This window comes from Bacillus sp. AK25 (genome assembly GCF_048270685.1).
GTDB lineage: Bacteria > Bacillota > Bacilli > Bacillales > Bacillaceae > Bacillus > Bacillus altitudinis.
This window is the reverse complement of the sequence record NZ_JBLUWC010000001.1, coordinates 3,240,763-3,265,382: the sequence shown is the minus strand read 5'-3', so window position 1 is coordinate 3,265,382 and position 24,620 is coordinate 3,240,763. Positions and strand designations below refer to the sequence as shown.

The window sequence follows — 24,620 nt, the reverse complement described above, 5'->3', positions numbered from 1 at the left end:
CATCTTAAGAGCGGACCGTGACAGAAGAAGGAGCAGTAAGATTTGATTCACGAAGTTGTTTAATATCCTTCCGAATGAGAAGAGATATGATAAACGCAATGAAAAATAGGCCAGAGAAGACCATGAGACTTTGTGTGTAATTGCCTGTAATGTCACGAATAAAGGAGGAAAATAAAGGTCCTGCTAAACCAGCAGCGGCCCAAGCGGTGAGAATATAACCGTGTATGGCACCTAGCTGCTTCGTACCAAATAAATCTCCGATATAGGCTGGAATTGAAGCAAACCCTCCTCCGTAGCACGTATAAATGATCGCCATCACGATTGAAAAGATGAGCGGTTCTTTTAAGTAGGGAATTAAAGGAAAAGCAATGAGCTGTATAGTAAAGAAAATCGTATACGTATTTGGCCTTCCGATATAATCAGAGAAGGATGCCCATCCGATCCGTCCTAGCCCATTAAAAGCACCTAAAATTCCAACAAGAGTAGCTGCTGCACCGGCCGTGAAACCAACACTTTCTTGAGCAAGCGGTGATGCTACAGAAATAATAGCAATTCCGCATGTGATATTGATAAAGAGCATGATCCACAAATAATAAAAGCGCCGTGTTTTAATGGCTTCATTTGCGGTGAGCTGTGATAAATCTTGAGGAATTTTCCTTTGGCTTGTTTTTAGCACGTTAAATTGTTTGACATCATCAGGTGTTGGTGGTGATAAATAAAGAGATGAAACGACCATGATGATAAAATAAGAGATTCCGAGAATATAGAAGGTGTTTGCAATATCAACTTTTTCAATGAGAAATTGAATAATGGGACTGCAAATCAGAGAAGCAAACCCAAAACCCATAATGGCTAAACCCGTTGCGAGTCCTCTTCGATCTGGAAACCATTTGACTAATGTTGATACTGGAGCAATATAGCCTACACCTAATCCGATTCCAGCGAGTACACCATAAAATAAATAGAGGAGAGGTAATGAAGACATGTGGACAGCAAACCCTGATCCAGTCATCCCAATGCCGAAGAAAATAGCTGAGAAGAGCCCTGATGCCCTCGGCCCATACTTTTCAACGAAATGCCCCATAAAGGCAGCCGATAAACCTAAAAATAAAATAGCGATGCTAAATGTCAGGCTTATTTCTGTTAATGACCATTGAAAGGTTTGATGTAAAGGATTCGTAAAAACACTCCATGCATAAACAGATCCGATAGATAAATGAATCCCCACAGCACTTGTAGCGATCAGCCAACGATTTTTTGTTTTATTCATTGTGTTCCCTCCATATAAAGCAAACAAAAAGTTTGATAAGATAGAAATATGTTACATTTTTATGACTTTTTAAAATAATATCACAATTCGTCTGGTTCATATAACTAAATTTGTGTTGAAAGGAAGATCAGATCATGAATCCTTCTGTTAAAACGAAACGACGCATACACCAATATCGCAGAGGTCAAATGACATGTAAAACAGATGAAGTTGTAGAAGAATTCCCTTTAACCGTGCTGGTGAATGGTGAAGAGTTTGTCACACTCGTTTGTTCACCGGATCATTTGAAAGAATTGGTGATCGGTTTTTTAGCTTCAGAAGGAGTCATTCGATTTGAAAAAGAGATTAAAAGGTTTACAATAGATGAAAGTATGGGTTTTGCATATGTTGACTTACATCACTCAACTCATTTCCAATCCTCAGATTTTACAAAACGAGTGATCGGATCTTGCTGTGGGAAAGGAAGACATTTTTATTTTCTCCAAGATGTGAAGACGGCAAAAACAGCCATTGACCGAATCAGTATTTCTGCTGAAACTTGTATTCATTTAATGAAATGTTTACAGGAGGAAAGTCAGTTATTTCAACATACTGGTGGTGTCCATAATGCTGGACTGTGTGATACAGAAAAGCTATTCATCACTAGGACGGATATAGGACGGCATAATGCGTTGGATAAAATCTATGGATATTGTTTACTTCATAAAATCCCACTGAGAGATAAAATCCTTGTATTTAGCGGCCGGATATCATCTGAAGTTCTGTTGAAGGCAGCAAAATTAGGAGTATCAATCGTCATATCAAAATCAGCTCCTACTGAGTTAGCACTTAAAATGGCAGAAGAATTAAATATAACAACAGTTGGATTCGTAAGAGGAGAATCTTTTAATATCTATACTCATCATCAGCGTATTACAGAATAGGAGGCTAAGTATGGTCAGTATTTTGGATAAAAGACATCGACCATTGCGCGATTTAAGAATATCCGTAACAGATCGCTGTAATTTTAGATGTACGTACTGTATGCCTGCTGAAATCTTTGGACCAGATTATCCTTTTTTAGATAAAGAAGAGCTGCTTAGCTTCGAGGAAATTGAACGACTTGCTGCGCTTTTTGCAAAGGAATTAGGTGTGGTGAAATTACGTATTACGGGCGGTGAACCTTTAATGCGTAAAGATTTGCCCGTTTTGATAGAAAAACTCGCAAAAATTCCAGGTATTGAAGACATCGCGATGACAACCAATGGAACGCTGTTACCTTTGTACGCAGATAAGCTAAAGAAAGCAGGTCTGAATAGAGTCACCATTAGTTTAGATTCTTTAAATCCAGATCGTTTTAAGCAGATGAATGGAAGACAAATTTCTATCCAAAAAGTATTTGATGGGATAGAGGCTGCAAAAAAAGCTGGACTTGCTATTAAGATCAATATGGTTGTCCAAAAAGGTGTGAATGATCAAGATATCTTACCAATGGCAGCCTATTTTAAAAAAGAAGGACACATTCTACGATTTATTGAATTCATGGATGTTGGCAATACGAACAAATGGAATCTCAAGCATGTATTGACGAAAAAAGAGATTATGGAGCTAATTCATTCAAAATACCCTATCAAACCAGAACCCCCTCGATATCAAGGGGAAGTAGCCAAGCGTTATTTTTATGAGGATGGGTCAGGAGAGATTGGCATTATTTCTTCCGTTTCAGATGCTTTTTGTGGATCGTGTAATAGAGCTAGACTATCTGCACGTGGCGAATTATTCACCTGTCTTTTTGCATCAGCGGGTTTTGATCTGAGACGATTCATCCGTAATTCAGAAAATGATGAATATTTAGTGAACATATTGAAGGAACTTTGGTTAAACAGACAGGATCAATATTCAGCTGAGAGAGAGCAAAAGAAAGATCAGAAAAAAGTTGAGATGTCCTACATCGGCGGGTAATGACAACAAAGTATCATGATCATCGATTTTTGAAAAGAAGAGAAAATGCTATAATCTCTGTTGAAAATCTTCTTTTAACATCAGGACAATCTTTCCTATAAGTTCATCCCCATAAAAAAACAGCAGAGATTCTGCTGTTTTTTTAAAATGCTATTTTGTACCTCAAAATTGACGGAGTAAGGATGAAAAAAAGATTTTTATTCATTTTGTCCTGCTTTACATTGACAGGAACTATGCTAAGATCAAATCAATCTTTACCAACTCGATTTTTTCACTCCTGGAATCTGTCCTTTATAGGCAAGCTCACGAAAAGCAATTCGAGACATTTTAAATTTTCTCAAGTAACCTCTAGGACGACCAGTTAATTCACAGCGGTTTTTTAAGCGAGTGGGTGAAGAGTCTCTAGGTAGTTTCTGCAAAGCTTCATAGTCACCTTTTTCTTTTAGCTCTTTCCTTAATTGTGCATATTTCAAAACGAGCTGCTGCCGCTTTTTTTCTTTTGCTATTTTTGATTTCTTTGCCATTTAAAACCCTCCTGGTTTAAGTGTGTATGTTCCATTGAAAGGGGTCTTCAAACGTTGTCCAATCTTGATCAAATTCTTCAGGTGTGAGTAAGCATTGATCTAGTGTACGAATAATATCTGCTTTAGGTAAATCTACACCGATAAAGACAAGTTTTGTATGTCGATCACCAAACTCTGCATCCCACTCATCTAGAATTTCTGGTTCCTGATTTAAGATCCGTGATCGTTCTTGCTCAGGCAAGGCAGCAATCCAGTATGCGATTGGTTCAATTGCCACAGATTTTCCGGCTTGTGAAATTAAAATGGTTAAATCATGATGTGTCGCTAGCCATGTAAATCCTTTCGCTCGAACGATTTGCTCTGGCATTTGATCTAACCATGCATTCAGTCTGCCAGTATGAAAAGGAAGCCTTCTTTCATAAACAAAAGATGAGATTTGGTATTCTTCTGTTTCAGGCGTATGCTGAGAGTGTCCAGCATTGATTTCTTTGATCCAGCCCGCAGAAGCACTAGATTTTTCAAAATCGAATAAACCAGTATTCAAAATATCACTAGGTTGTACGTTACCTTTAGAGGTTCTAATAATGGCTGCTTCTGGTTGAAGTTTGGTTAACACGTGCTCAAGCCGATCTAGTTCTGATGCTGATACAAGATCACATTTGTTGATAATGAGCACATCACAAAATTCAATTTGATCAATAAGTAAATCGGAAATCTCTCGTTCATCATCATCTGAAACTGCTTCTTTACGATCCAATAAACTTTCTCCTGACTGGAAATCTGTCCAGAAACGGTTTGCATCTACCACCGTTACCATCGTGTCTAATCTGCAAAAACGTGTCAAATCTATGCCCATTTCTTCATCAATGTAAGAGAAAGTTTGAGCGACAGGAATTGGTTCACTAATACCTGTAGATTCAATGACAATATAATCGATATTCCCAGCCTTACAAAGGCGTTCTACTTCAATTAATAAATCTTCTCTCAATGTGCAACAAATACAACCATTAGATAGTTCAACCAGTTTCTCATCTGATCGAGAGAGTTCGCCGCCTTGCTTAACTAATTCCGCATCAATGTTTATTTCACTCATGTCATTGACAATAACAGCTACTTTTAGCCCTTTACGATTCTGTAGAACATGATTTAATATCGTGGTTTTTCCAGCTCCTAAAAAACCGCTTAAAACTGTGACAGGTATTCTTTTATCCATTTGTTTTAGTCCTCTTGAACATGCTCATTTTGTATGCCGCCTCACTTATATAGTAATGATTACGATTTAAATCTTGAAAATTATTTTGTTTCCCGATGAAGGGTGTATTTCTTTAATCGTGGAGAATATTTTTTTAACTCTAATCGGTCTGGGTTCGTTCGTTTATTTTTTGTAGTGATATAGTTTCTGTCACCTGTTTCAGTACAGGCTAAGGTGATTTTCACACGCATAATTGCTATAATCCTCCTTTATTTCGTAATGATTACGATTTGTATTTTAAAATGATAAAGGCTGATTGTCAAGTTTAGTATCAAGTCTATGCCAACTCAAATAAAAAAGGGGTATCGTATTTCATTGATACCCCTTTCTATTAATAAAAGTCACCAAGTTCTTCTTCGTAATAATCTTCGTACTGTTGGACATCGGTAGGAAGCTCTTGGAGAAAGGCTAGCCCGCCTAGTATAAACATCAAAACGATCGCGATGAATGAGAGAATAACGGCGGCAATACTTGAAATCGCAAACAGTGTTTGCATTTTCATCATCTTAGCATATTGTTCCAATAATTCTTCGTAAGAAGTATCAGGAGCTTGAATCAATTGTTCAGCAGCTTTCACGGATTTTTGGACATGAATTCCCATCATAATCAGAAAAACGCCAATGGCAGCAGGAAGAACAAGCCAAAACCCACTGAGGATGGATAGACCACCTGAAATATAAAGAAAGATGCTCCCAACCTTTCCCCACTTTGTTATTGAATGAAGAGATTGAATGATTTTCTCAGTTTGTTGCAATTGTGTTCACTCCTTTATGTACTCATTCTTTATCATACTGGAGCATGTAGTACTTTAGGAAGAGTGAATGTTGATCAATTGATCTTTTTTTATCATTTATTTACTTTTTATGATAATTAAATGATTTTCAAGTTATCAATCTGAAAAGAAGACAAAGGGCTAAATTAAAGTTCATTTTAGCTCTTTGCTAACAGTCTAAAGCGTCTCTTTCTTCAAGAGACGCTCCGTTTATAATTCTTTTCCTAAAATATCTAAGTCGTACCGATTGCCGTCCATTTCTGCGATGCGTGGTAAATGTCCCCAAGTCTCAAATCCGTGCTTCTTAAATAATTTGATGCTGGCTTCGTTGTGGCCGAAAATAAAGGCAAGTAACGTTCGGATGCCTAATGAGGGTGCCAATTCGAGCGCCTCTTGTAAGAACAGTGACCCTAAACCTTTTCCTCGATAGTTTTGGTTCAAGTAAATACTCATTTCAACAGTACCGTTGTATGCGGGTCTGCCGTAAAACGTTTCAAAACTGAGCCAGCCGTAGATATTTCCTTCCTCATCTGTTTTCACATAGAGAGGACGTTTCTCTGAATGATTCAAAAACCACTGACGGCGGTCTTCTACTGTAACAGGTTCTGTATCGGCCGTTACTTCTCTTGAAGCAATCGTAGAATTGTAGATATCGACGATCTCTTTGAGGTCATCTTCTGTTGCCATGCGGTTGAAAGTTTTCACCATATGTACCCCCATCTTTTTTCATTCATCATACATATTATTGATGCGATTGCGCAAAATAAAAAGAAAAATGATTTCGTGTGTATATATTTTTTGAAAAGTGTTCAGAATGTTGCTGAGGTGATGAAAAATGAGAGAGGAAGAAAAGAAACGTACTTCCAAAATCACAAAAGTTCAGCAATTTTTCCGTAAGCGCTGGGTATTCCCTGCTATTTACTTGGTCAGCGCAGCGGTCGTGTTAACAGCCGTTCTTTGGTATCAAGCTGTATCGAAAGATGTGAAAGACCAACTATCTGATGGAAATCAAACAGGACAAGAACAACGTGATGATGCCGTTGAAGTTGGAAAGCCAATTGAAAATGTCGCTATGCCGGTCCAGAATTCTGAGAATGTTTCTGTCGTGAAAAAGTTCTATGAAGCAGATGCTGATCAAAAAGAAAAAGAAGCAGCACTTGTAAACTATAATAACACCTATACCTTAAGCAAAGGTATTGATCTTGCAGATAAAGATGGCAAAGTGTTTGATGTCACAGCTGCTCTTAGTGGAACAGTCGTTCAGGCGAAAAAAGATCCAGTTCTCGGTCACGTTGTTGAAATTGAACATGAAGATGGATTGTCTACTGTTTATCAATCGTTGTCTCAAGTGAGTGTAAAAGAAGGCGATGAAGTAAAGCAGAATGATGTCATCGGTGCTTCTGGTAAGAATCTATATGGTGCTGAAAGCGGCAACCATGTTCACTTTGAAATTCGTATGGAAGGTTTAGCGCTTAATCCACTTAGCTTCATTGATAAGCCTGTTTCTTCCATTGAAAAAGCAGCGCAAGAAGTGACGGAAGAAGCAAAAGAACCTGCTCAGCCAAAAGTTGATGAAAAAACGAAGGAACCTGCTGCTGACGATAAGGCAAAAGAGCCGGCTGAAGAAAAGTCTGAAGATAAGTCTGATGAGAAGGGGAAATCCTCTGATCAAGAAAAGTCTTCTGATTCCTCTAAAGACCGCAGTCAGTCAGAAGAAACAAAACAATCTTAATGTCATGTCAGATCCTCTGTGTAGATAAATGCACAGAGGTTTTTTTCTGTCTTTAAAAAAACCTCCGCCATATGGCGGAGGGGATGCTATAAGGCGGCAGGTCCTTCTTCACCTGTCCGAATGTTGATTGTATTTTCTATCTCATATATAAAAATCTTCCCATCCCCTGGTTCTCCTGTACGAAGTACCTTTTGAGCCGTTTCCACGACCTGTTCAACAGGTACTTTGCTTAAGACGATTTCGATCTTTAAACGTTCGTACACATTGCTTTCCTTTTTGACGCCACGGTATAGTTCCGTATGTCCTTTTTGTAATCCGCAGCCGTGCACATTGGAAAAGGTAATCGAGGTGACACCAATCTTTCCAAGCTCCACCTTTAATGTTTCAAAATTAGCTGGACGTGTGACAATCTCCACTTTATACATTTTGCTCATAGAGACACCCCTTTTTTCTTTAATCTTGATATGCTTTTTCGCCGTGCATCGTTAAATCAAGACCGACTGATTCTTCTTCTTCAGTTGCGCGGATCTTGAAGAAGATGTTGACGACTTTGATGATCACGTATGTGACAACTGCAACAAAGACGTATGTGGCCACGATGGCGACAACTTGTTTCCAAAGTAAGCTTGGATCGCCGTAAAATAAGCCGTTGGCTCCGCCATCATTGACAGATGTAGTGGCGAAAAGGCCTGTAGCAATGCCTCCCCACGTACCGCCGATTCCGTGGAGACCGAATGCATCCAGTGCATCGTCATAGCCGAACTTGGCTTTGAGTGAATAGACGCCCCAGAAACAAACGATTCCGCCGATGATTCCGATGATGATCGAAGCGAATGGTGTGACAAAACCTGCGGCAGGTGTAATCGCTACTAGGCCTGCAATGGCGCCAGAGATTGCACCTAGCATCGTTGGTTTTTTGTTGATCATCCATTCGACTAACAGCCAGCCGATGATTCCTGCAGCAGCTGCTGTATTCGTGTTAATAAAGGCATACATGGCGACACTATCTAATGTGAGGGCACTTCCTACGTTAAACCCAAACCAGCCAAACCAAATCACAGCTCCGCCAAGAAGTGTGTAGATCAAGTTATGCGGAGAAGAGTTTGCCGCTTCTTTTCGCTTCCCGAGAACAATGGCTACGACTAGACCAGCCACACCGGATGATATGTGGACGACGTTTCCACCGGCGAAGTCAAGTGCTCCCATTTCGCCAATCCAGCCGCCACCCCATACCCAGTGTGCGACTGGAGCGTATACAAATGTGACCCAAAGGAGTGTAAACACGACCACCGCTGAGTAACGAATACGTTCAGCGAAGGCACCAGAGATAATGGCTGTTGTGAGGACGGCAAAGGTCATTTGGAACATCATGAACAATGAATGTGGAATCGTATCACTATATGAACCAGGTTCAAAGCCAACGCCTTTTAGTCCAACCCAGTCAAAGCCTCCGATCCATGCATTGCCTGGCGCAAAGGCCAGTGAATAGCCAAACACGATCCAGACGATAGAGACAATGGCTAGTGAGGTTAAGCTGTGCATTGTCGTACTTAACACGTTTTTACTTCTCACAAGTCCTCCGTAGAATAAGGCTAAACCCGGTGTCATTAACCACACGAGTAGTGCGCAGAAGAACATAAATACTGTATCACCCATTTGCATGCTGCATTCCCCCGAATCATTCAGAATTAATAGATTTCTTAATTCTTCATTATAGAGAGAAAAGTCATATATAACATATTCATGTAAGTTTATCTAACATGGTTTTTTGGTCATTATCAATATAAATGGATGAAAAGTTCGTAAAAAATGAGAATAAACGTGTATGAACGACGAAAAATAAAGGGCGTTTGACCTATAAAATCGAACTGAGAAACAATTTGGTTCGCTCCTCTTGAGGAGAATCAAATAATTCTGATGGGGTACCTTGTTCGACGATTCGTCCTTCATGCATATAAACAACTCGGTCAGCTACTTCTTTTGCGAAGCCCATTTCATGAGTGACGATGACCATTGTCATGCCTTCTTTGGCAAGACTTTTCATGGTTTGCAGCACTTCGCCTACAAGCTCTGGGTCCAGCGCAGAAGTAGGCTCGTCAAATAACATGACATCGGGCTTCATGGCGAGAGCTCGTGCGATGGCAACGCGCTGTTTTTGACCGCCTGATAGCTTTGAAGGGTACACTTTTGCTTTATCCGCTAGTCCGACTTTCTCTAATAAGATATTGGCTTCAGTTATCGCTTGTGCTTTCTTTGTTTTTTTCACCATGACCGGTGCTTCGATGATGTTTTCAAGCACGGTTTTGTGCGGGAAGAGATTAAAATGCTGAAACACCATGCCTATTTTCTGCCTCATTTCATTTAATTGATCTCGTTTTGGATGAACGGGACTGCCATCAATGATGATCTGACCGTCATTTTTTATTTCTAAAAAATTCATACAACGGAGCAAGGTGCTTTTCCCAGAGCCGCTTGCACCAATTAAGACGACGACATCATTTTCATATACAGTGAGATCGATATCTTTTAAGACATGCAGCTCTCCAAAGTATTTATTCAGTTTTTCAACACGAATGATCTCTTTTGATTCTGTCATGCTTCTCCTCCTAATGATCACTGACTGAAAGTTTCTTCTCAACGGTTTGCACAGCGAATGTTAACAGCAGGACAAGAACTAAGTAATAGACAGCCACGACAAGTAAGTACGTCATGTTGTCAAAACTGTTGGAACCTTGAGTGGTGGCGATGTTAAAGAGTTCATTGACGCTGATGAAGGCGGCAAGTGATGAATCTTTTAAGCCGATAATAAACTGATTGCCGAGAGGGGGGAGGGCACGCCGCATCGCTTGCGGGAGAATGATACGTCTCATGGTTAGAAATCGCCCCATGCCAAGAGAACGTCCTGCTTCTTTTTGACCTTGATCGATTGATTGAATCGCACCTCTAAATATTTCTGCTATATAGGCACCGTTATGGAAGGCAAGCGCAATAGAGGCTGCCCAAAAGTCGGGTATATTTAATTCTGTCAGCCCAAAATACAGGATAAAAATCTGCACAATGAGTGGTGTCCCGCGTACAAGGAAGATATAGGCATTTGCGATATAACCGAAAACGGCTACGTGGGATATTTTTAGTAAGGCAAAGAAAAGCCCGATGAACATGCCGATGAAAATACTGATGACAGTGAGTTGTAAGGTGAGCAGCATTCCTTCTAAGAAAACGCCTCTAGAATCAATCAGCGTTTGAAAAAAGTGTGATAAGGTAGGCAAAACAATCATCTCCATTTGAAGAAAGTGCGCCTAGAGAAAGGCGCACAATCGTGGTTTTAATCCTGTTTGACGGTAATATCTTCGTCAAAATACTTTTCGCTAATTTGTCTTAATGTTCCGTCTTTTCTAAGTGCGTCAATCGCATCGTTGATTTCTTTTATGAGCTCTTTATTGTCTTTAGAGACAGCGATTGCTTGCTCACTTTGCCCGAGTCTTTCTTGTGCTTCAATTTTAAGTTTTTTCTTCATGGCTTCTGCACCTGTGGCAAAATCAGTGACGACCGCATCGTGTTTGCCGTTGGCTAGTGCTTCTAAAGCGACAACATCACTGTCGTAATATTTTGGTTCCTGCCCGCTATGTTCTTTGGCAATATCCGCATAGGACGAACCTTTAGAGACAGCGATTTCTTTGTCTTTTAAGTCATCTGCACTGTGAATGTCTGCGCCGGGTCTTGTGAAGATTTGCGGACCGGAGTAGTAATACGGTTGAGAAAAAAGGACGTGTTTTTTTCGTTCCTCGTTGATGGTATGACTTGCAACGGCCGCATCAAATTTACCTGCTTTGACGCCTTCGACGATGCCTGCGAATTTATATTTTTTCTGTACAGGCTCTAGGCCCATCTTGTCACTAATCGCATTGCCGACATCAATATCAAAGCCGGACATCTGGTTTCCATCCATGTAACTGAATGGGTGGAATTCACCTGATGCTGCAAAAATAAATTTCCCATCCTCCAAAATCGGCGACCCTTTCGCTGTAGAATTACGTTTATCTCCGTTCCCATTTGTTTCATTTGAACCGCACGAAGACAGAAGTAATACTGCAACCGAGAAAAGGGCTGGGACCCAAAACCGTCTTTTTTTAATAATAAGCTATCTCCTCCTTTTCAGCCGTTCTCCGTATAAGGAGAAAGTAGGCTTTTAAATATGTGTAGCATCTTACCATTTGTTCCTCATATTCTCAATTTTATATGCGCTTTTCCAACACTTGCCCTTTTTAGAATGTATGTCTTGCTTTTCGGAGAGAGAACTTGAATTGCTAAGGGTAAAAAAGGGAAATGAATCTCATAATAACGAGGAGATAGACAAAGAACGTGTATGTCAAAAGAAGGGGGCGGGTGTATGATCAAATGGAAAAACAACAGAAAAGTCTTTTTAACGGCGATTGCTTTTGGCACGATGTTAAATCCATTGAATTCCTCAATGATTTCTTTAGCCTTGCATCAAATTCAGCATGAGTTCGGTTTGTCGTTTACGACGGTATCTTGGCTCATTTCAACCTTTTATTTGGCCAGCGCGGTCACGCAGCCGGTGAGTGGACGAATTGGAGATCATGTGATGAGCCGGAGAACTTTATTTTTATTTGGACTAGTTCTAGTGGCAGTCTCAGCCATTTGTGCGCCGTTTGCCCCGACTTTTGCGGTGCTGATTGTAATCCGGCTTCTTCAGGCGATTGGAAGCAGTGCGATCTATCCTTCAGGTGTTGGACTGATTCGGGATCATGTGAAGGAACGACAAGCTTCTGCTTTAGCGGTATTGTCTATTTTTGCTTCAGCGATGACAGCACTCGGGCCGACACTTGGCGGGTTTTTGATGACAATCGGCAGCTGGCCGGCGATCTTTTTAGTGAATCTGCCATTCATATTGATTAGTTTTTTTCTAGGCCTTTCCTTGTTTCCTAAGGAGAAAAAGAAAAAATTGCGTATCGGAGACACTGTCCGAAAGCTTGATTTGCCAGGGATGTTTCTATTTACAGTTTGTATTGTCCTTTTGCTTTCTTTTTTATTATCACTATCTGATGGTATTCAGTATGTACAGGGCATTCTCTGTCTTGTGAGTGCAGGTGCTTTTATATGGTGGGAATATCAGGTGGATGAGCCATTTATCCAAATTCGGATGTTCAGGCAGGAGAAACGGCTTTCGCTTGTGTATGTGCAATTTATCATTTTGAATATTTTCTTCTATTGCCTCTTTTTTGGCTTGCCAAGTTATTTTCAGGATGAATTGGGCTGGCGTGTGGAGATGACGGGTCTCTTTATGCTTTGCATGTCTGGCGTGAGCATTATGGTATCGCCGCTGACTGGCAAGTGGGTAGATCGCGGCGATGAACGGCACCCTGTTTTGGCAAGTGCTGTGCTGATGCTGGCCGGCGCTTCCGCCATGACTTTCTTTTTTATTCCTGCGCCATTCTGGGGGAAAGGACTGGTTCTTGCTTTGCTTGGACTCAGTTACGGGATTGGAAATGTTGCGCTTCAAGCTGCGATGTTAAAAGCGAGCCCTCAACAAATGATTGGCACGACCTCTGGGCTTTTTCAAACATGCAGGTACCTTGGTTCCATTCTGTCATCTGCCGTGCTTGGCATGCTGTTTGGTGAGGAAATTGCAGGTTCTCATTTTGACCAATTAGGCTGGACATTGATCATGATTTCTCTTGTCGGCATTAGCGTCAGCCTTTATTTTTCGAGTATGGTCAGAGGAAAACAAACAATGAAAAAAGCGGCTGGGATAAAGTAGAAGAGAGGTCTTCCATACTTTATCGCAAGCCGCTTAAGAGTTGGACAGGTCTGATCCTTGGTCCTTTTGCTTCCTTCTGAAAATTTTGCCCACAATGTTCTCGTAAAATGTCACGATACGGTCAATTGGAGAGTCAAAGAACTTCCATAATTTATTCATGATAAAGACAACCACAATCGATACGATCAAGCTGCCTAATACATCAAATGGATAATGATGACCGACCCAGATGCGGGAGAACCCTGTCAGTAATCCAAAAACAAGCAAAATATTGCCGAGTTTTTTATTACGGGATCGAATGGCTAGTGAAAGAGCCAGTGCACCTGTTGTGTGGTCACTTGGGAAGGAAGCGTCTGCTGAGTGCGGGATGAGTGTGTCGACTTTGTGCGCCACAAACGGCCGCTCTTCATAATAAAACAGCGTAATAGCAAAATTGACGATGAGTGCCACGATGCCTGTTACACCAGAAAAGAAGACATGCTTCTTAAATTTGTGATTACCTAAAAACCAGCAAATCAATAAGACGAGGGCATATACGAGAATGGCCTTTTTCGTAATGAAAATCATGGCCTGATCTAAAAACTCAGAATGATGAGCCATCCCGTGTATGACTTTAAACAATTCGTAATTCAAAACATCACCTATACTTTCGCTTAACGCCAACTATTTTTCAAAAGACCTATCTGTTCATTTGAAATATCCTATATTTTAGCATGTTTTCAGTGAAGTTTAAAACAGTATCCTATTCTGATAGGGAAACCTTTTGTGCTTTTGCTTCTTGCGGTTTTCGTTCGCTCCAATAAAAAACGCCCATGCTGAGTAACACGACAACGCCAGCAATGAGATATACATTTGAAAAATCTGTGAAGCTGACAAGCAGTCCGAAGACAAATGATCCAGCGGCAATCCCCGTATCATACAGGGTAAAGAAAGTTGCTGTGGCGTAGCCTGTACGGTGTGCTGGTGAGTGCTGTATCGCAAGTGTTTGTAGACATGGCACCAAAGAGCCGTAGCCAAGGCCGATGACAGCGCCGGATAAAAGAAGCATGGTGGCTGTTTGGGTAGCGGTCAGCATCCATAAACCAATCGCAAAGAGAGCAATCGATGGGTAGATCACTATATGAGGCCCGACTCGGTCAAATAGTCTGCCTGTAAATGGACGTGATCCAAGCATCGCAGCTGCAAAAACAATGAAGAAATAACTGCTTGCACCCATTAGGTTCAGGGAATTGGCATAGACTGAAATAAATGAAATGATCGGCGAGTAACAGAAGGAGATAATGATTCCAACTGCTGCCGTTTTTAAAGCACCTTTTTCAAACAGGTGAGAAAAAGTGAATCGAAAGATGACACTTCCGCCGTTTTCAGGCTCTGGTTGTCTAATCAGCATCGTGAAAGCTGCGCCGATGGAGACGATGATGGAAAAGAGCAGAAATAAAGAATGGAATCCTACTTTTCCGACTTGATTCAGTGCGATAAACGGACCGATGACCACGGCAAGGTTCATCGACATGACAAAGTATCCAAGACCCTCTCCTCGTTTATGTTTCGGAATCATATCAGCAGCAATGGCACTTGCTACGGTTGTCAAAATGCTGAAGAAGATTCCTTGCACGAAACGCAGCATGAGAAGTGTTTGGAATTGATCAATTGGAATGTATAAATAAGTGAGCAGGGCAAAAGCCGTTGAAGAAAAAATCGCCATGCGTTTCTTGCCGAATTTCTCAATAATGGCCCCTGAAAATGGTCTTGTCACAATTGCTGATAATAAGAAGACCGTCACAAGGAGGCCGCCCTGTGATTCTGTTCCATTTAATTCATCCATTGTGTAAATGGGGAGTAGTGTCAAAAGGGCATAAAAAGAGGTGAATGTAAATAAATTCACCAGGACAATCATGATAAAGTCTTTTGTCCAAATGCGTTCGTTCATGGTGTATGTCACTTCCTATTCAGTTGATAATTTGTGTAAAAGTGTATGGAGGAGTTGTTTTTCTTCGTAGGTAAAATCTGAAAGACATTCTTCTTCAAATTGTTCCATCGTCTGTTTGATTTTTTTAAACTTTGCTTTTGCATCGTCTGTCATGACGATGAGATTCTCACGTTTGTCTTTTCCTTGGACTCGTTTCACCCAGCCGTTTGCTTCTAGACGCGTCACGGTTCTTGTAATCGTCGGTGCTTCGACGTTCAAATAGGTCCAAATGTCTTTTTGCGTTTTAGGGCCGAATGTATCCAAACAAAAAAGTACAGTCCACTGGGACATGTACAAGTCATAAGCAGCAAGCGCTTCGTTCGCTTTTTTAGACAGCAGCCGCGCGCTTTGATGTATTTGATGTAAACACTCTCTGTTTAACGTATCCATAGGCTCACCTTTATTCATTATTTATCTAGGTAAATAAATTCACCTTTCCTATTTTACGTGTTACACCGATGCTTGTAAAGTGAAAATTTTCGCCACTCGAAATGATTTTTGTTTTGTCTTTTCTGATAAATCCCTTGTCCCATCTTCATTTTTAGCATATTCCCTATGCAATGCTAATACACTGTTACAAACCTGACAAAGAGAGTGTTTGAGGTGAGGGATCGTGTTTGGCATTTACTACCTAATGGATGAGAAATTAAGACGAACAAGCGCCGCTGAAAATGGATAATATTGATACGGATCTCATTTCACACTTCTCACATCCATTTTAGGGAGGTCGAGTGGTGTGCACGATTACATCAAAGAGCGAACAATCAAGATAGGAAAGTATATCGTGGAGACAAAGAAAACCGTTCGTGTAATTGCGAAAGAATTTGGAGTCTCTAAAAGTACTGTACACAAGGATCTAACAGAAAGACTGCCAGAAATTAATCCAGATCTGGCTAACGAAGTGAAGGAGATACTGGATTATCATAAATCAATCCGCCACCTGCGAGGGGGAGAAGCCACAAAGTTAAAGTATAAAAAAGAAGAAATTTTAGAAGGTGAGCCTGTAAAACAGTAAGCTTTAGTTCTTTGTTCATAAACATGATATATATATCTTCCTCTTATCGGTAGTTTCTAACCACAAATTTTGTAAAGACTTTTGTAAAGAAATATCTTTTTTTCTGCAAATTATGATAGAATATATAATTAGGGCAGAATGTGGTATTTGCTATGGAAACAGATTTTCAAGGAGGATATATATAGATGTTTGCTAGGGATATTGGAATTGATCTTGGTACTGCAAATGTACTGATTCATGTCAAAGGAAAAGGAATTGTGTTAAATGAACCATCTGTTGTCGCTCTTGATAAAAACAGCGGGAAAGTATTAGCTGTTGGAGAAGAAGCAAGACGTATGGTTGGACGTACGCCTGGGAATATTGTTGCGATTCGTCCATTAAAAGATGGCGTAATTGCTGATTTTGAAGTAACTGAAGCGATGCTCAAGCATTTTATTAACAAATTGAATGTGAAAGGGCTGTTCTCTAAGCCGCGTATGCTCATCTGCTGCCCGACAAACATTACATCTGTTGAGCAGAAGGCAATCAAAGAAGCTGCTGAAAAAAGCGGCGGGAAGCATGTATTTCTTGAAGAAGAGCCAAAAGTAGCAGCAATTGGTGCTGGTATGGATATTTTTCAGCCAAGTGGAAACATGGTCGTAGATATTGGAGGCGGAACGACAGATATCGCTGTCATCTCGATGGGTGACATTGTAACCGCCTCTTCTATTAAAATGGCTGGAGACAAATTTGACCTGGAAATTCTAAACTACATTAAAAAAGAGTACAAGCTGTTGATCGGTGAGCGAACTGCAGAGGACATTAAGATCCAAGTTGCAACGGTATTCCCAGACGCACGTCACGAAGAGATCTCGATTCGTGGACGAGACATGGTGACAGGATTACCAAGAACGATTACCGTCACAAGCAAAGAAGTAGAAGAAGCATTACGTGAATCTGTATCTGCCATTGTTCAGGCTGCGAAACAAGTTCTTGAAAGAACACCACCTGAATTATCAGCTGATATCATTGACCGCGGCGTCATCATTACTGGTGGCGGAGCGCTTCTAAACGGGCTTGATCAATTGCTTGCAGAAGAGCTGAAAGTACCAGTTTTCGTTGCAGAAAATCCAATGGATTGTGTAGCAGTTGGTACTGGCGTGATGCTTGATAATATGGACAAGCTGCCAAAGCGTAAACTCAGCTAATGATTTCCCTCATTCTTTTTAGAAAGAATGGGGGATTTTTATTAAAGAAGCCTGCCAATATGCCGATATATTTCATAGAAGATTGTGTACTGATGATTTTAGATCATGTGAAAGAATTTGAATGAGGTGAGCACGTGTTAAAAGGACTATACACCGCAACATCTGCCATGATCGCTCAAGAGCGGCGGACAGAAATGCTTTCAAATAATATCGCAAATGCGAATACTCCAGGCTATAAAGCAGATGAAGGGGCCATGCGCGCATTTCCAGAAATGCTGCTAAGCCGAATGGAATCAGGGCGTTTCCAAACATCTTCAGGCAAAGGCTTTAGTATCCCGCAGCAAACGGCGATTGGCGGAATTAATACGGGAACATACATGCAGGAATTAATTCCTCAATTTACACAAGGAACATTAAAAACAACGGATCAAACAACGGATATCGCATTAGTAGAAAATAATGTACCCATCAACCCGGAGACAAATCAAAAGTCAGCGCTTTTTTATGCTGTGAATACACCAGAAGGCGTTCGTTATACGAAAAGCAGTTCCATTACTTTGAATGATCAAAATCAGTTGACGATCAATGGACGTGCCCTTCTTTCTGTGACGGGTCAGCCGATTACCGTTCAAAGTGAGAATTTCAAAGTGAACGCAGATGGAACCGTGAGTGAAAACGGACAAAACCTTGGACAAATTGATGTACGTATTGCAATGGATACAAGAAACCTTGCGCGTGAAGGAAATGATTTATACCGTACAGCTGATAACCAACCTCTTCCAAGTGCGGTCAATAACGGTCAAATGTCCTATACATTAAGCCAAGGTGTATCAGAGCTGTCGAACGTTGATGTGACGAAATCATATACAGAAATGACAACAGCCTACCGCGCATTTGAAACAAACCAAAAAGTGGTTCAGGCATATGATAAGAGTTTAGAAAAAGCAGTGAACGAAATCGGAAGAGTGTATTAATGAAAAAATGAAGAGAGAGGAGGATTCTCATGCTTAGAACGATGATCAATGCAGCTGTGTCAATGAACGAGGTGCAAAAGCAGCTTGATATCATTAGTAATAACATTGCAAACAGTGAAACAACAGGGTATCGTGCGAAAAACACTCGTTTTTCAGAGCTGGTCAGACAACAGTTTAATCAGGTAGATGAAAAAAATGAGCAGGTGGCAAACAGTCGTCTGACACCTGCTGGTTTAAGGCTTGGAACTGGAACGATGGTCAATGCATCCATTAACTCATTGCAAGGATCTATTAAAGAAACAGGCCGTGACCTTGATGTTGCATTTGGTGCGCCATCTCAGTATTTGCAGGTTAATGCTGGCGGTAACATCCGGTATACAAGAGATGGCTCTCTTTATTTACAGCCAGGAAATAATCGGAATCAAGTCCAGCTGGTGACAAGCGAAGGTCATCCGATTCTTGACGAAAACGGGAATGAGATTGTCTTAAATGCGAATTTCCGTGATATTTCTATCGATAAAAATGGCCGGCTTACAGCTATATCTCGAGGCAATCAACCGAATCAGCAGGTGAATCTTGGGGTTGTTCAAGTGAATAATTCTTCAGCACTCATCTCTGAAGGAGAAAATTTGTTCTCAGTCGACGGCAACTATCAAGGCGCTTTAACGGCACTGAATGGGGCAAACCGTCAGGCCATTCAACTTCAGCAAGGTGCACTTGAAACGTCGAATGTAGACATGTCTAAAGAATTAACAGACCTCATGACAACACAGCGTTCGTATCAGATGAACTCAAGAACCATTACGATGGGCGATCAAATGCTAGGACTCATTAATACCATTCGATAATGAGCAGGCGTATGTCAGCCTCTCATGATAAAAAAGGCGGCTCGCTCAAAGTCGCCCTTTTTTTTATAAAAATCTGAGACATCTGCAAGCAGATCTTCAAGATCAATCCAGGCTTCTTTTCGTTCAAGACATGTGACGAGTGTAGCAATCTGCTCATCTGCCTTGGGCGTTTGGCTGTAGAGAAGGAATAAAATTTGGAACTTGATTCTTAATAGATCAAATTGGGCATCAACGGCTTCTTTTAGCCCTTTTTGAATATACTTCATTCCTTCATCAGTTAAATTCTCTTTAAAGCAGGAACGCACAGTTTCATAGAGACACGATACATAGGAGTGGGCAGATTTCCGGTATGCTGGGAGCCGAAGTGCTTTTTTAAAGTATTCTAGTGCTTCCTTATGACGATTCTGTCTCGACTTGATAAAACCAGCGTCATAATACACGATACCAAGCAGTTCTTGGTCATCAATCATTTTCACGTATTCGATAATTTCAATAAAAATAGCTTCTGCTTCTTCATATTTTTTTTGATCACTAAAGTTAAGTGCGAGCACAATTTTGCACCGATAAATGCTGTGGATATCCCCGTGCTTTGCAAAGATATCCATGGCTTTTTCAACATGTCGAATGGATAACAGTGAATAGCGGTTGTTATAATAAACACCACTTGTACGGAAATGAAACTCCGCTTCCTCTAGCTCATCGTCTAGCAGGGGAAGTTTTTCTTCTGCTTTTTCAAGATAATGAATGGCATCATTTTGATCGCTCTTTAAAGATTCGTATAAACCGAGAAAAAAGTAAAAATAATATTGTAGTTGATCGTTCATTTGATCTTTGTGGAGCAAGAGTTCATGCTTCAGTTTTTCTAAGTCTTCTGTTTGGTTCATCCAGAGCTGGTGCCGAAAAAGTATAAGCTGATAATGTAAATGAAGCTCCTGTTTCTTTGATAATCTACGTTTATATTTGGTTAAGGACGTTTTGATCTCTTCAGCCTTCGAAAAATGTCGATGTTTTAGCATTGTATACCACGAATGGAGAAGTTTTTTAATGGATTTATCGCTTATAAAATTCATTTTTACCCTCTTATTCAATCAATGATGTAATATATATTACCATATTTGTGAAAAAACGATGAGTGTAGAGTGGATTATATTTCATGACAATAGGTAATGATAGATTCTATTTTTTACCATAAATGTTGGCTGGACGTTGAAAAATGATTGCATTCATAATATACTTCAATAGGAATCAAATGAAGATCAGCGATATAGAAAAGAAGGAGAGATCAAGATATGCTTGATGCTCAGCAAATTCAAGACATTATTCCACACCGTTATCCATTTTTATTGGTTGACCGTATTCTAGAAGTTGATGGTGAGAAAAGAGCGGTTGGAATCAAAAATGTCACAGTAAATGAAGAATTTTTTAATGGCCATTTCCCAGGATACCCCGTCATGCCGGGTGTGCTTATTGTAGAAGCGCTTGCTCAAGTTTTTGGGGTCATCATGTTAGGTAAAGAAGAGAACAAAGGGAAAATTGGTTTGTTTGCAGGGATTGACAGCTGCCGATTCAAAAGACAGGTCAAGCCAGGCGATCAGCTACGTTTAGAGGTTGAAGTCACACGTCTTCGCGGTCCAGTTGCCAAAGGAAAAGCAGTTGCAACAGTAGATGGCGAAGTGGCATGTGAAGCAGAACTGACATTTTCTATCGGTCCGAAAGTATCGTAATGTGTCTGACGGTTCATCTTGTATGAACCGTTTTTTATATGGAAACATTCATCCAGATCGGATGAGGACTTGCTTTTTTGACAAAAAAACGTCATATTAGACAAAAAAAGATGAAGGTGATTAAGAATGCTAAAAGAATTTAGAGAGTTTGCCGTCAAGGGGAATGTGATTGACCTGGCTGTCGGTGTCATCATCGGGGGAGCATTTGGCAAAATTGTCACTTCTCTTGTGAATGATTTAATTATGCCGCTTGTTGGTATTATTGTCGGGGGGCATGATTTTAGTGGATTGTCTATTAAAATCGGTTCTGCTCAAATTTTGTATGGAAGTTTCATTCAAACAGTGGTCGATTTCTTGATTATCTCCTTTTCCATTTTTATCTTTATTCGTTATTTAAATAAATTAAAACGGAAAAAGGTAGAGGAAGAGGAAGTGGTTGAAACGCCAGATCAAACGGAAGTGTTGTTAACCGAAATTAGAGATTTATTGAAAAATCAAAGCCAATCGAAAGATGTGCAATAGAAAAAGAGCGGCTCATCCCGCTCTTTTTTATGTGTTCTGTTTAAAAGCATCCAGCAGTTTTTCTCCTGACAGCCCCTCTTTGACGAGGTCTTTTAATACTTCTTCGGTTTCTGTTCTGTAACGATTTGTGATCATTTTACCGTCGAGTAATACAGATATGTTTTCTTCTAAGGCAACGATGTTTTTGACTTGGACCGATAGATGAACAGGGCGGTTGTTTTCTTTTGTAATCGTCACGAGAATCTTTACTTCTGTATGCTGCTGGAAGAGCACCTCAAACACTTGTCTATGCTTCTTTGGAATCAGTGCCTCGATCATCCAGTGATTTTCGCCATCTTCTTTATTAATGATTAAGCCGTCACGAAGGGGAATGCTGGACATTTTATCTTGCTTTGGATCAAGTTCGATTTTTAAATCAATCAGCCTAAAGGTTTTCATATTTATCACCTCACAAGCGTTCATTATTCGTAAGTATCATTATAGCATACAACATCTGTATAAATGAAACCGCTGCCTACTCAGAACTAGCTGCATATAAGTGAAAGGAGATGTTTTATGGAGTCCTATCAACTTCGAAACATACATATTGGTGAGGAAAAGGAAAGCAATGTGAGAGTCTATACATGGGGAGACATTCTCTCATTTTGTGATGTGTATATGGAAGAAGGGGAGTCCCTCACTTTTCAATACGTGACAGACGATCAAATGGACTGTTTTGAATTTCAATTGTCCATTCATGATGGAAGGCTTTGTTTTTATTGGTTTGCGTGGGACGGGTCTGACTATATTCACATGCCTTCTAGTAATTGGATTCATTCAGATGTTTTTTATCAATTTATGAAAAATAAGTATTTCGTCAAACAAAATAAGATGATGTTTTATACGCAAGCGGTAAAAAGTAAAAATGATTGAGGAAATAAAGAATTTGAAGAACGATTTTGTCATTTTCGTTTTTTGTCTCTTGTGCTATTTCTCAGTAGACTAGGGTTAGCTGAAAGGAAAGGAGGCAAAAGGCAAAGGTCTAGCATCTCGCGGCCCCCCTCTAGCTATAGCTGATAGACTTTGCCTTGTACACATATTCACTGCGTAATAGTAGAACCAAGGTTTATTTGTATCAGTCATGTGTCCCCTGTGAATCCCCTTATGCGTATCCGGTCATGTAGCGTGACCGGGTACTCTTATATTCATTGATAAGCCGATCATCCCTTGCAAATAGTGGATACTCATTTCATAATGATGATGGATTTGATAAACGGAAGGTCAACTGAAAATGAAGGCAAAAAAGGAGAGACCGATGACAAACATTCAATTAATCGCAACGGATTTAGACGGAACTTTATTGAACAGTGAGCACAAAGTGAGTCAGGAAAACGAGCAGGCGTTAAAGGAAGCAGCAGCGAGCGGGATTGAGGTTGTCGTTTCAACAGGAAGAGCGTATTTTGATGTGAAATCTATTTTTGATCAGCTTGGGATGAATACGTGGGTCATCAGTGCAAATGGAGCTGTGATTCATGATCCAGAAGGTCAGGTATATCATTCGGCTGTTCTAGAAGAAGAAAAAGCAAAACACATCTTATCATGGCTTGAGGAGCGTGATTATTATTATGAAGTGTTTACGAATGAAGCCATTTACACACCAAACCGCGGCAGAGAGCTTCTGGCGATAGAAATGGACCGCTTAAAGAGTGCAAATCCAGAAACGGATCAGCGTGTTCTTGAGCAAGCGGCTGAAGTTCAATACAGCCAGTCAGGTTTTGCTTATATTGATACATATCAAGAATTGTTTCGTGAGGATCAGAAGCTTTCATTTTATAACATCTTAGGTTTCTCATTTTTTCAAGACAGATTGAAAGCCGGATGGGATGCGTTTGGACATGATTCTGAATTAACATTGGTCAGTTCGGCTGATCATAACTTTGAAATTGGTGCAAAGGAAGCGTCGAAAGGGCAGGCGTTAACCAGGCTGGCGGAAAAGCTCGGTATTCCATTAAGCCAAACAGCGGCTGTAGGAGACAGTTTAAATGATGAATCGATGATTCGAGCAGCTGGGGTTGGAATTGCCATGGGGAATGCGAGAAAGGATATAAAAGAATTAGCTGATCACGTCACGTTAACAAATGATGAACATGGTGTGGCACATATGATTCAACATCTTTTGAAATAATTGAATCGTATGTATTTGTATAAATGACATAGGGTGAAGCGCATTCTACAAAAGAGGAATTCAGAACTACTTCTATTTACACCCGCTATGGAACATCATATAATTTAATTATGAATATAACCCGCTTGTAAGGAAGTGAAGGAGAGTAAACGAATGGCGCTGGAATCTTATAAGTCCGACAATCTGCATTTAATCAAGGAAGCCTTAGACTATACTCAGGTTGGCCTGACGGTGACGGACCCGTCTTTACCTGATAATCCTTTAATATATGTGAACAAGGGCTTTTTAGATATGACAGGCTATCAAGAAAACGAAGTAATAGGAAAGAACTGTCGTTTCCTTCAAGGAGATGAAACTGAACAGATTGCTCTCAAACAAATTAGGGCAGCCATTGAAAACAAAGAGGCTGTTACTGTACAGTTGAAAAACTATAAAAAATCTGGTCAAATGTTTTGGAACGAGTTAAGTGTGGCGCCTCTATGGATTGATGAAAATGAAGGGAAACGCCTTTATTTCGTCGGTCTGCAAAAGGATGTTACGAAAGAGAAGGAACAGCAAGAGCTTCTTGAGCAATCTATTGATGAAGTATTGAATATTTCTGTCCCGATTGTTCCGGTGAAGGATGGAATTTCTGTACTGCCGATCATTGGTACGTTAACAGCACCAAGATTTGATAAAATCATCTCAACAGTCTCCACTTATATCTCTCAATCCAAAGACGATTACTTCATTGTGGATCTGTCTGGTTTATTAGAGGTGGATTCATTTGTGGCGGATGCGATCTTTAAGCTGAACGATTTGATTTTAATGACTGGCACAGAACTGATCGTGACAGGTATTAAACCCAATCTTGCGATGAAAATGGGAGAAATGAGAGAGGACTTCCGTGAGTTGAATACGTATATGAATGTGAAATCTGCATTGAAAAAGCTGCAAATTTAAGC

28 protein-coding genes and 1 pseudogene are annotated in these 24,620 nt (G+C 40.3%); 13 read left to right on the top strand and 16 right to left on the bottom strand.

Annotation, left to right across the window (positions count from 1 at the left end; all coding sequences use genetic code 11):
• Positions 1 to 4: 4 nt before the first annotated feature.
• The gene (locus ACNO7B_RS16915; RefSeq protein ID WP_417901732.1) at positions 5 to 1,270 is read right to left on the bottom strand and encodes an OFA family MFS transporter; all 1,266 of its coding nucleotides are present in this window, start codon (positions 1,268 to 1,270) and stop codon (positions 5 to 7) included.
• A gap of 134 nt (positions 1,271 to 1,404) precedes the next feature.
• Between ACNO7B_RS16915 and fdhD the strand changes: the two genes are divergently transcribed.
• Positions 1,405 to 2,193: a formate dehydrogenase accessory sulfurtransferase FdhD gene (gene fdhD / locus ACNO7B_RS16910; protein ID WP_410684286.1), complete on the top strand. Its 789-nt coding sequence runs from the start codon at positions 1,405 to 1,407 to the stop codon at positions 2,191 to 2,193.
• Positions 2,194 to 2,203: 10 nt separating this feature from the next.
• Positions 2,204 to 3,211, top strand: a complete 1,008-nt coding sequence (gene moaA, locus ACNO7B_RS16905) for a GTP 3',8-cyclase MoaA (protein ID WP_410684288.1) — start codon at positions 2,204 to 2,206, stop codon at positions 3,209 to 3,211.
• A 254-nt stretch (positions 3,212 to 3,465) separates the two neighbouring features.
• On the opposite strand, the gene rpsN is transcribed toward moaA, so the two are convergent.
• The 5 genes from rpsN to ACNO7B_RS16880 all read right to left on the bottom strand — a co-directional run bounded on the left by rpsN (position 3,466) and on the right by ACNO7B_RS16880 (position 6,467).
• A complete protein-coding gene (rpsN, locus tag ACNO7B_RS16900; RefSeq protein WP_008343369.1) occupies positions 3,466 to 3,735 on the bottom strand; it encodes a 30S ribosomal protein S14 in 270 nt (89 codons plus the stop codon).
• A 16-nt stretch (positions 3,736 to 3,751) separates the two neighbouring features.
• The gene (locus ACNO7B_RS16895) at positions 3,752 to 4,948 is read right to left on the bottom strand and encodes a GTP-binding protein (RefSeq protein ID WP_008343361.1); all 1,197 of its coding nucleotides are present in this window, start codon (positions 4,946 to 4,948) and stop codon (positions 3,752 to 3,754) included.
• Between the two features lie 80 nt (positions 4,949 to 5,028).
• Positions 5,029 to 5,178, bottom strand: coding sequence for a 50S ribosomal protein L33 (gene rpmG / locus ACNO7B_RS16890; RefSeq protein ID WP_003214771.1), 150 nt, complete (start codon positions 5,176 to 5,178; stop codon positions 5,029 to 5,031).
• Positions 5,179 to 5,318: 140 nt separating this feature from the next.
• The gene (locus tag ACNO7B_RS16885; RefSeq protein WP_007497598.1) at positions 5,319 to 5,741 is read right to left on the bottom strand and encodes a DUF5362 family protein; all 423 of its coding nucleotides are present in this window, start codon (positions 5,739 to 5,741) and stop codon (positions 5,319 to 5,321) included.
• A gap of 228 nt (positions 5,742 to 5,969) precedes the next feature.
• The gene (locus ACNO7B_RS16880; protein ID WP_008343345.1) at positions 5,970 to 6,467 is read right to left on the bottom strand and encodes a GNAT family N-acetyltransferase; all 498 of its coding nucleotides are present in this window, start codon (positions 6,465 to 6,467) and stop codon (positions 5,970 to 5,972) included.
• A gap of 127 nt (positions 6,468 to 6,594) precedes the next feature.
• Here ACNO7B_RS16880 and ACNO7B_RS16875 point away from each other — a divergent pair, with 127 nt between their 5' ends.
• Entirely contained in the window at positions 6,595 to 7,491 is an 897-nt protein-coding gene (locus ACNO7B_RS16875) for a peptidoglycan DD-metalloendopeptidase family protein (protein ID WP_039165313.1), read from the top strand.
• Between the two features lie 86 nt (positions 7,492 to 7,577).
• On the opposite strand, the gene ACNO7B_RS16870 is transcribed toward ACNO7B_RS16875, so the two are convergent.
• From ACNO7B_RS16870 to ACNO7B_RS16850, 5 genes and pseudogenes are all read right to left on the bottom strand, one after another.
• The gene (locus ACNO7B_RS16870) at positions 7,578 to 7,925 is read right to left on the bottom strand and encodes a P-II family nitrogen regulator (protein WP_007497589.1); all 348 of its coding nucleotides are present in this window, start codon (positions 7,923 to 7,925) and stop codon (positions 7,578 to 7,580) included.
• A gap of 19 nt (positions 7,926 to 7,944) precedes the next feature.
• A complete protein-coding gene (locus ACNO7B_RS16865; RefSeq protein ID WP_035389777.1) occupies positions 7,945 to 9,153 on the bottom strand; it encodes an ammonium transporter in 1,209 nt (402 codons plus the stop codon).
• 193 nt (positions 9,154 to 9,346) lie between these two features.
• Positions 9,347 to 10,087 carry an amino acid ABC transporter ATP-binding protein gene (locus tag ACNO7B_RS16860; protein WP_035389775.1) on the bottom strand — a complete coding sequence of 247 codons (741 nt, stop codon included), beginning with the start codon at positions 10,085 to 10,087 and terminating at the stop codon, positions 9,347 to 9,349.
• A 10-nt stretch (positions 10,088 to 10,097) separates the two neighbouring features.
• Positions 10,098 to 10,775 (bottom strand): amino acid ABC transporter permease, encoded by a 678-nt coding sequence (locus ACNO7B_RS16855; RefSeq protein ID WP_081832172.1) that lies wholly within the window; start codon positions 10,773 to 10,775, stop codon positions 10,098 to 10,100.
• A 41-nt stretch (positions 10,776 to 10,816) separates the two neighbouring features.
• A pseudogene (locus ACNO7B_RS16850) lies at positions 10,817 to 11,705 on the bottom strand (transporter substrate-binding domain-containing protein).
• A 176-nt stretch (positions 11,706 to 11,881) separates the two neighbouring features.
• Here ACNO7B_RS16850 and ACNO7B_RS16845 point away from each other — a divergent pair.
• A complete protein-coding gene (locus tag ACNO7B_RS16845; RefSeq protein ID WP_144625606.1) occupies positions 11,882 to 13,273 on the top strand; it encodes an MFS transporter in 1,392 nt (463 codons plus the stop codon).
• 33 nt (positions 13,274 to 13,306) lie between these two features.
• Here ACNO7B_RS16845 and ACNO7B_RS16840 read toward each other — a convergent pair whose 3' ends face one another.
• From ACNO7B_RS16840 to ACNO7B_RS16830, 3 genes are all read right to left on the bottom strand, one after another.
• On the bottom strand, positions 13,307 to 13,906 hold the full coding sequence (locus tag ACNO7B_RS16840; protein ID WP_008343330.1) for an undecaprenyl-diphosphatase: 600 nt from the start codon (positions 13,904 to 13,906) through the stop codon (positions 13,307 to 13,309).
• A 109-nt stretch (positions 13,907 to 14,015) separates the two neighbouring features.
• On the bottom strand, positions 14,016 to 15,203 hold the full coding sequence (locus ACNO7B_RS16835) for an MFS transporter (RefSeq protein ID WP_007497577.1): 1,188 nt from the start codon (positions 15,201 to 15,203) through the stop codon (positions 14,016 to 14,018).
• Positions 15,204 to 15,218: 15 nt separating this feature from the next.
• Positions 15,219 to 15,632, bottom strand: coding sequence for a MarR family winged helix-turn-helix transcriptional regulator (locus ACNO7B_RS16830; protein ID WP_026050165.1), 414 nt, complete (start codon positions 15,630 to 15,632; stop codon positions 15,219 to 15,221).
• Between the two features lie 346 nt (positions 15,633 to 15,978).
• Here ACNO7B_RS16830 and spoIIID point away from each other — a divergent pair, with 346 nt between their 5' ends.
• The 4 genes from spoIIID (at position 15,979) to ACNO7B_RS16810 (ending at position 19,266) form a co-directional block, all read left to right on the top strand.
• Entirely contained in the window at positions 15,979 to 16,257 is a 279-nt protein-coding gene (gene spoIIID, locus ACNO7B_RS16825) for a sporulation transcriptional regulator SpoIIID (protein ID WP_008343327.1), read from the top strand.
• A 185-nt stretch (positions 16,258 to 16,442) separates the two neighbouring features.
• The gene (mbl, locus tag ACNO7B_RS16820) at positions 16,443 to 17,444 is read left to right on the top strand and encodes a cell shape-determining protein Mbl (RefSeq protein ID WP_007497573.1); all 1,002 of its coding nucleotides are present in this window, start codon (positions 16,443 to 16,445) and stop codon (positions 17,442 to 17,444) included.
• Between the two features lie 134 nt (positions 17,445 to 17,578).
• On the top strand, positions 17,579 to 18,418 hold the full coding sequence (locus ACNO7B_RS16815; RefSeq protein WP_417901731.1) for a flagellar hook-basal body protein: 840 nt from the start codon (positions 17,579 to 17,581) through the stop codon (positions 18,416 to 18,418).
• A 29-nt stretch (positions 18,419 to 18,447) separates the two neighbouring features.
• Complete coding sequence (locus tag ACNO7B_RS16810) at positions 18,448 to 19,266, top strand: flagellar hook-basal body protein (protein WP_007497568.1); 819 nt, start codon at positions 18,448 to 18,450, stop codon at positions 19,264 to 19,266.
• 14 nt (positions 19,267 to 19,280) lie between these two features.
• Here the strand turns inward: ACNO7B_RS16810 and ACNO7B_RS16805 are convergent, their stop codons facing one another.
• Positions 19,281 to 20,336, bottom strand: a complete 1,056-nt coding sequence (locus ACNO7B_RS16805; RefSeq protein WP_410684295.1) for a tetratricopeptide repeat protein — start codon at positions 20,334 to 20,336, stop codon at positions 19,281 to 19,283.
• A gap of 219 nt (positions 20,337 to 20,555) precedes the next feature.
• Here ACNO7B_RS16805 and fabZ point away from each other — a divergent pair, with 219 nt between their 5' ends.
• The gene (gene fabZ, locus ACNO7B_RS16800; RefSeq protein ID WP_007497564.1) at positions 20,556 to 20,990 is read left to right on the top strand and encodes a 3-hydroxyacyl-ACP dehydratase FabZ; all 435 of its coding nucleotides are present in this window, start codon (positions 20,556 to 20,558) and stop codon (positions 20,988 to 20,990) included.
• Positions 20,991 to 21,116: 126 nt separating this feature from the next.
• Positions 21,117 to 21,512 carry a large conductance mechanosensitive channel protein MscL gene (gene mscL / locus ACNO7B_RS16795; protein WP_007497563.1) on the top strand — a complete coding sequence of 132 codons (396 nt, stop codon included), beginning with the start codon at positions 21,117 to 21,119 and terminating at the stop codon, positions 21,510 to 21,512.
• Positions 21,513 to 21,539: 27 nt separating this feature from the next.
• Here mscL and ACNO7B_RS16790 read toward each other — a convergent pair whose 3' ends face one another.
• The gene (locus ACNO7B_RS16790; protein ID WP_003215215.1) at positions 21,540 to 21,950 is read right to left on the bottom strand and encodes a YwpF-like family protein; all 411 of its coding nucleotides are present in this window, start codon (positions 21,948 to 21,950) and stop codon (positions 21,540 to 21,542) included.
• Positions 21,951 to 22,067: 117 nt separating this feature from the next.
• On the opposite strand from ACNO7B_RS16790, the gene ACNO7B_RS16785 reads away from it, so the two are divergent.
• From ACNO7B_RS16785 to ACNO7B_RS16775, 3 genes are all read left to right on the top strand, one after another.
• Positions 22,068 to 22,424 (top strand): hypothetical protein, encoded by a 357-nt coding sequence (locus ACNO7B_RS16785; RefSeq protein WP_008343305.1) that lies wholly within the window; start codon positions 22,068 to 22,070, stop codon positions 22,422 to 22,424.
• A gap of 391 nt (positions 22,425 to 22,815) precedes the next feature.
• Positions 22,816 to 23,676 (top strand): Cof-type HAD-IIB family hydrolase, encoded by an 861-nt coding sequence (locus ACNO7B_RS16780; RefSeq protein WP_208970838.1) that lies wholly within the window; start codon positions 22,816 to 22,818, stop codon positions 23,674 to 23,676.
• A 153-nt stretch (positions 23,677 to 23,829) separates the two neighbouring features.
• Positions 23,830 to 24,618 carry an STAS domain-containing protein gene (locus ACNO7B_RS16775; protein WP_224558774.1) on the top strand — a complete coding sequence of 263 codons (789 nt, stop codon included), beginning with the start codon at positions 23,830 to 23,832 and terminating at the stop codon, positions 24,616 to 24,618.
• Positions 24,619 to 24,620 lie beyond the last annotated feature (2 nt).

What these genes read in the sequence shown, in the direction of transcription:
- ACNO7B_RS16915 (WP_417901732.1), bottom strand. Translation starts at nt 1,270, where the DNA reads ATGAATAAAACAAAAAATCGTTGGCTGATCGCTACAAGTGCTGTGGGG.
- fdhD (WP_410684286.1), top strand. Translation starts at nt 1,405, where the DNA reads ATGAATCCTTCTGTTAAAACGAAACGACGCATACACCAATATCGCAGA.
- moaA (WP_410684288.1), top strand. Translation starts at nt 2,204, where the DNA reads ATGGTCAGTATTTTGGATAAAAGACATCGACCATTGCGCGATTTAAGA.
- rpsN (WP_008343369.1), bottom strand. Translation starts at nt 3,735, where the DNA reads ATGGCAAAGAAATCAAAAATAGCAAAAGAAAAAAAGCGGCAGCAGCTC.
- ACNO7B_RS16895 (WP_008343361.1), bottom strand. Translation starts at nt 4,948, where the DNA reads ATGGATAAAAGAATACCTGTCACAGTTTTAAGCGGTTTTTTAGGAGCT.
- rpmG (WP_003214771.1), bottom strand. Translation starts at nt 5,178, where the DNA reads ATGCGTGTGAAAATCACCTTAGCCTGTACTGAAACAGGTGACAGAAAC.
- ACNO7B_RS16880 (WP_008343345.1), bottom strand. Translation starts at nt 6,467, where the DNA reads ATGGTGAAAACTTTCAACCGCATGGCAACAGAAGATGACCTCAAAGAG.
- ACNO7B_RS16875 (WP_039165313.1), top strand. Translation starts at nt 6,595, where the DNA reads ATGAGAGAGGAAGAAAAGAAACGTACTTCCAAAATCACAAAAGTTCAG.
- ACNO7B_RS16870 (WP_007497589.1), bottom strand. Translation starts at nt 7,925, where the DNA reads ATGAGCAAAATGTATAAAGTGGAGATTGTCACACGTCCAGCTAATTTT.
- ACNO7B_RS16865 (WP_035389777.1), bottom strand. Translation starts at nt 9,153, where the DNA reads ATGCAAATGGGTGATACAGTATTTATGTTCTTCTGCGCACTACTCGTG.
- ACNO7B_RS16860 (WP_035389775.1), bottom strand. Translation starts at nt 10,087, where the DNA reads ATGACAGAATCAAAAGAGATCATTCGTGTTGAAAAACTGAATAAATAC.
- ACNO7B_RS16855 (WP_081832172.1), bottom strand. Translation starts at nt 10,775, where the DNA reads ATGGAGATGATTGTTTTGCCTACCTTATCACACTTTTTTCAAACGCTG.
- ACNO7B_RS16845 (WP_144625606.1), top strand. Translation starts at nt 11,882, where the DNA reads ATGATCAAATGGAAAAACAACAGAAAAGTCTTTTTAACGGCGATTGCT.
- ACNO7B_RS16835 (WP_007497577.1), bottom strand. Translation starts at nt 15,203, where the DNA reads ATGAACGAACGCATTTGGACAAAAGACTTTATCATGATTGTCCTGGTG.
- ACNO7B_RS16830 (WP_026050165.1), bottom strand. Translation starts at nt 15,632, where the DNA reads ATGGATACGTTAAACAGAGAGTGTTTACATCAAATACATCAAAGCGCG.
- mbl (WP_007497573.1), top strand. Translation starts at nt 16,443, where the DNA reads ATGTTTGCTAGGGATATTGGAATTGATCTTGGTACTGCAAATGTACTG.
- ACNO7B_RS16810 (WP_007497568.1), top strand. Translation starts at nt 18,448, where the DNA reads ATGCTTAGAACGATGATCAATGCAGCTGTGTCAATGAACGAGGTGCAA.
- ACNO7B_RS16805 (WP_410684295.1), bottom strand. Translation starts at nt 20,336, where the DNA reads ATGAATTTTATAAGCGATAAATCCATTAAAAAACTTCTCCATTCGTGG.
- fabZ (WP_007497564.1), top strand. Translation starts at nt 20,556, where the DNA reads ATGCTTGATGCTCAGCAAATTCAAGACATTATTCCACACCGTTATCCA.
- mscL (WP_007497563.1), top strand. Translation starts at nt 21,117, where the DNA reads ATGCTAAAAGAATTTAGAGAGTTTGCCGTCAAGGGGAATGTGATTGAC.
- ACNO7B_RS16790 (WP_003215215.1), bottom strand. Translation starts at nt 21,950, where the DNA reads ATGAAAACCTTTAGGCTGATTGATTTAAAAATCGAACTTGATCCAAAG.
- ACNO7B_RS16785 (WP_008343305.1), top strand. Translation starts at nt 22,068, where the DNA reads ATGGAGTCCTATCAACTTCGAAACATACATATTGGTGAGGAAAAGGAA.
- ACNO7B_RS16775 (WP_224558774.1), top strand. Translation starts at nt 23,830, where the DNA reads ATGGCGCTGGAATCTTATAAGTCCGACAATCTGCATTTAATCAAGGAA.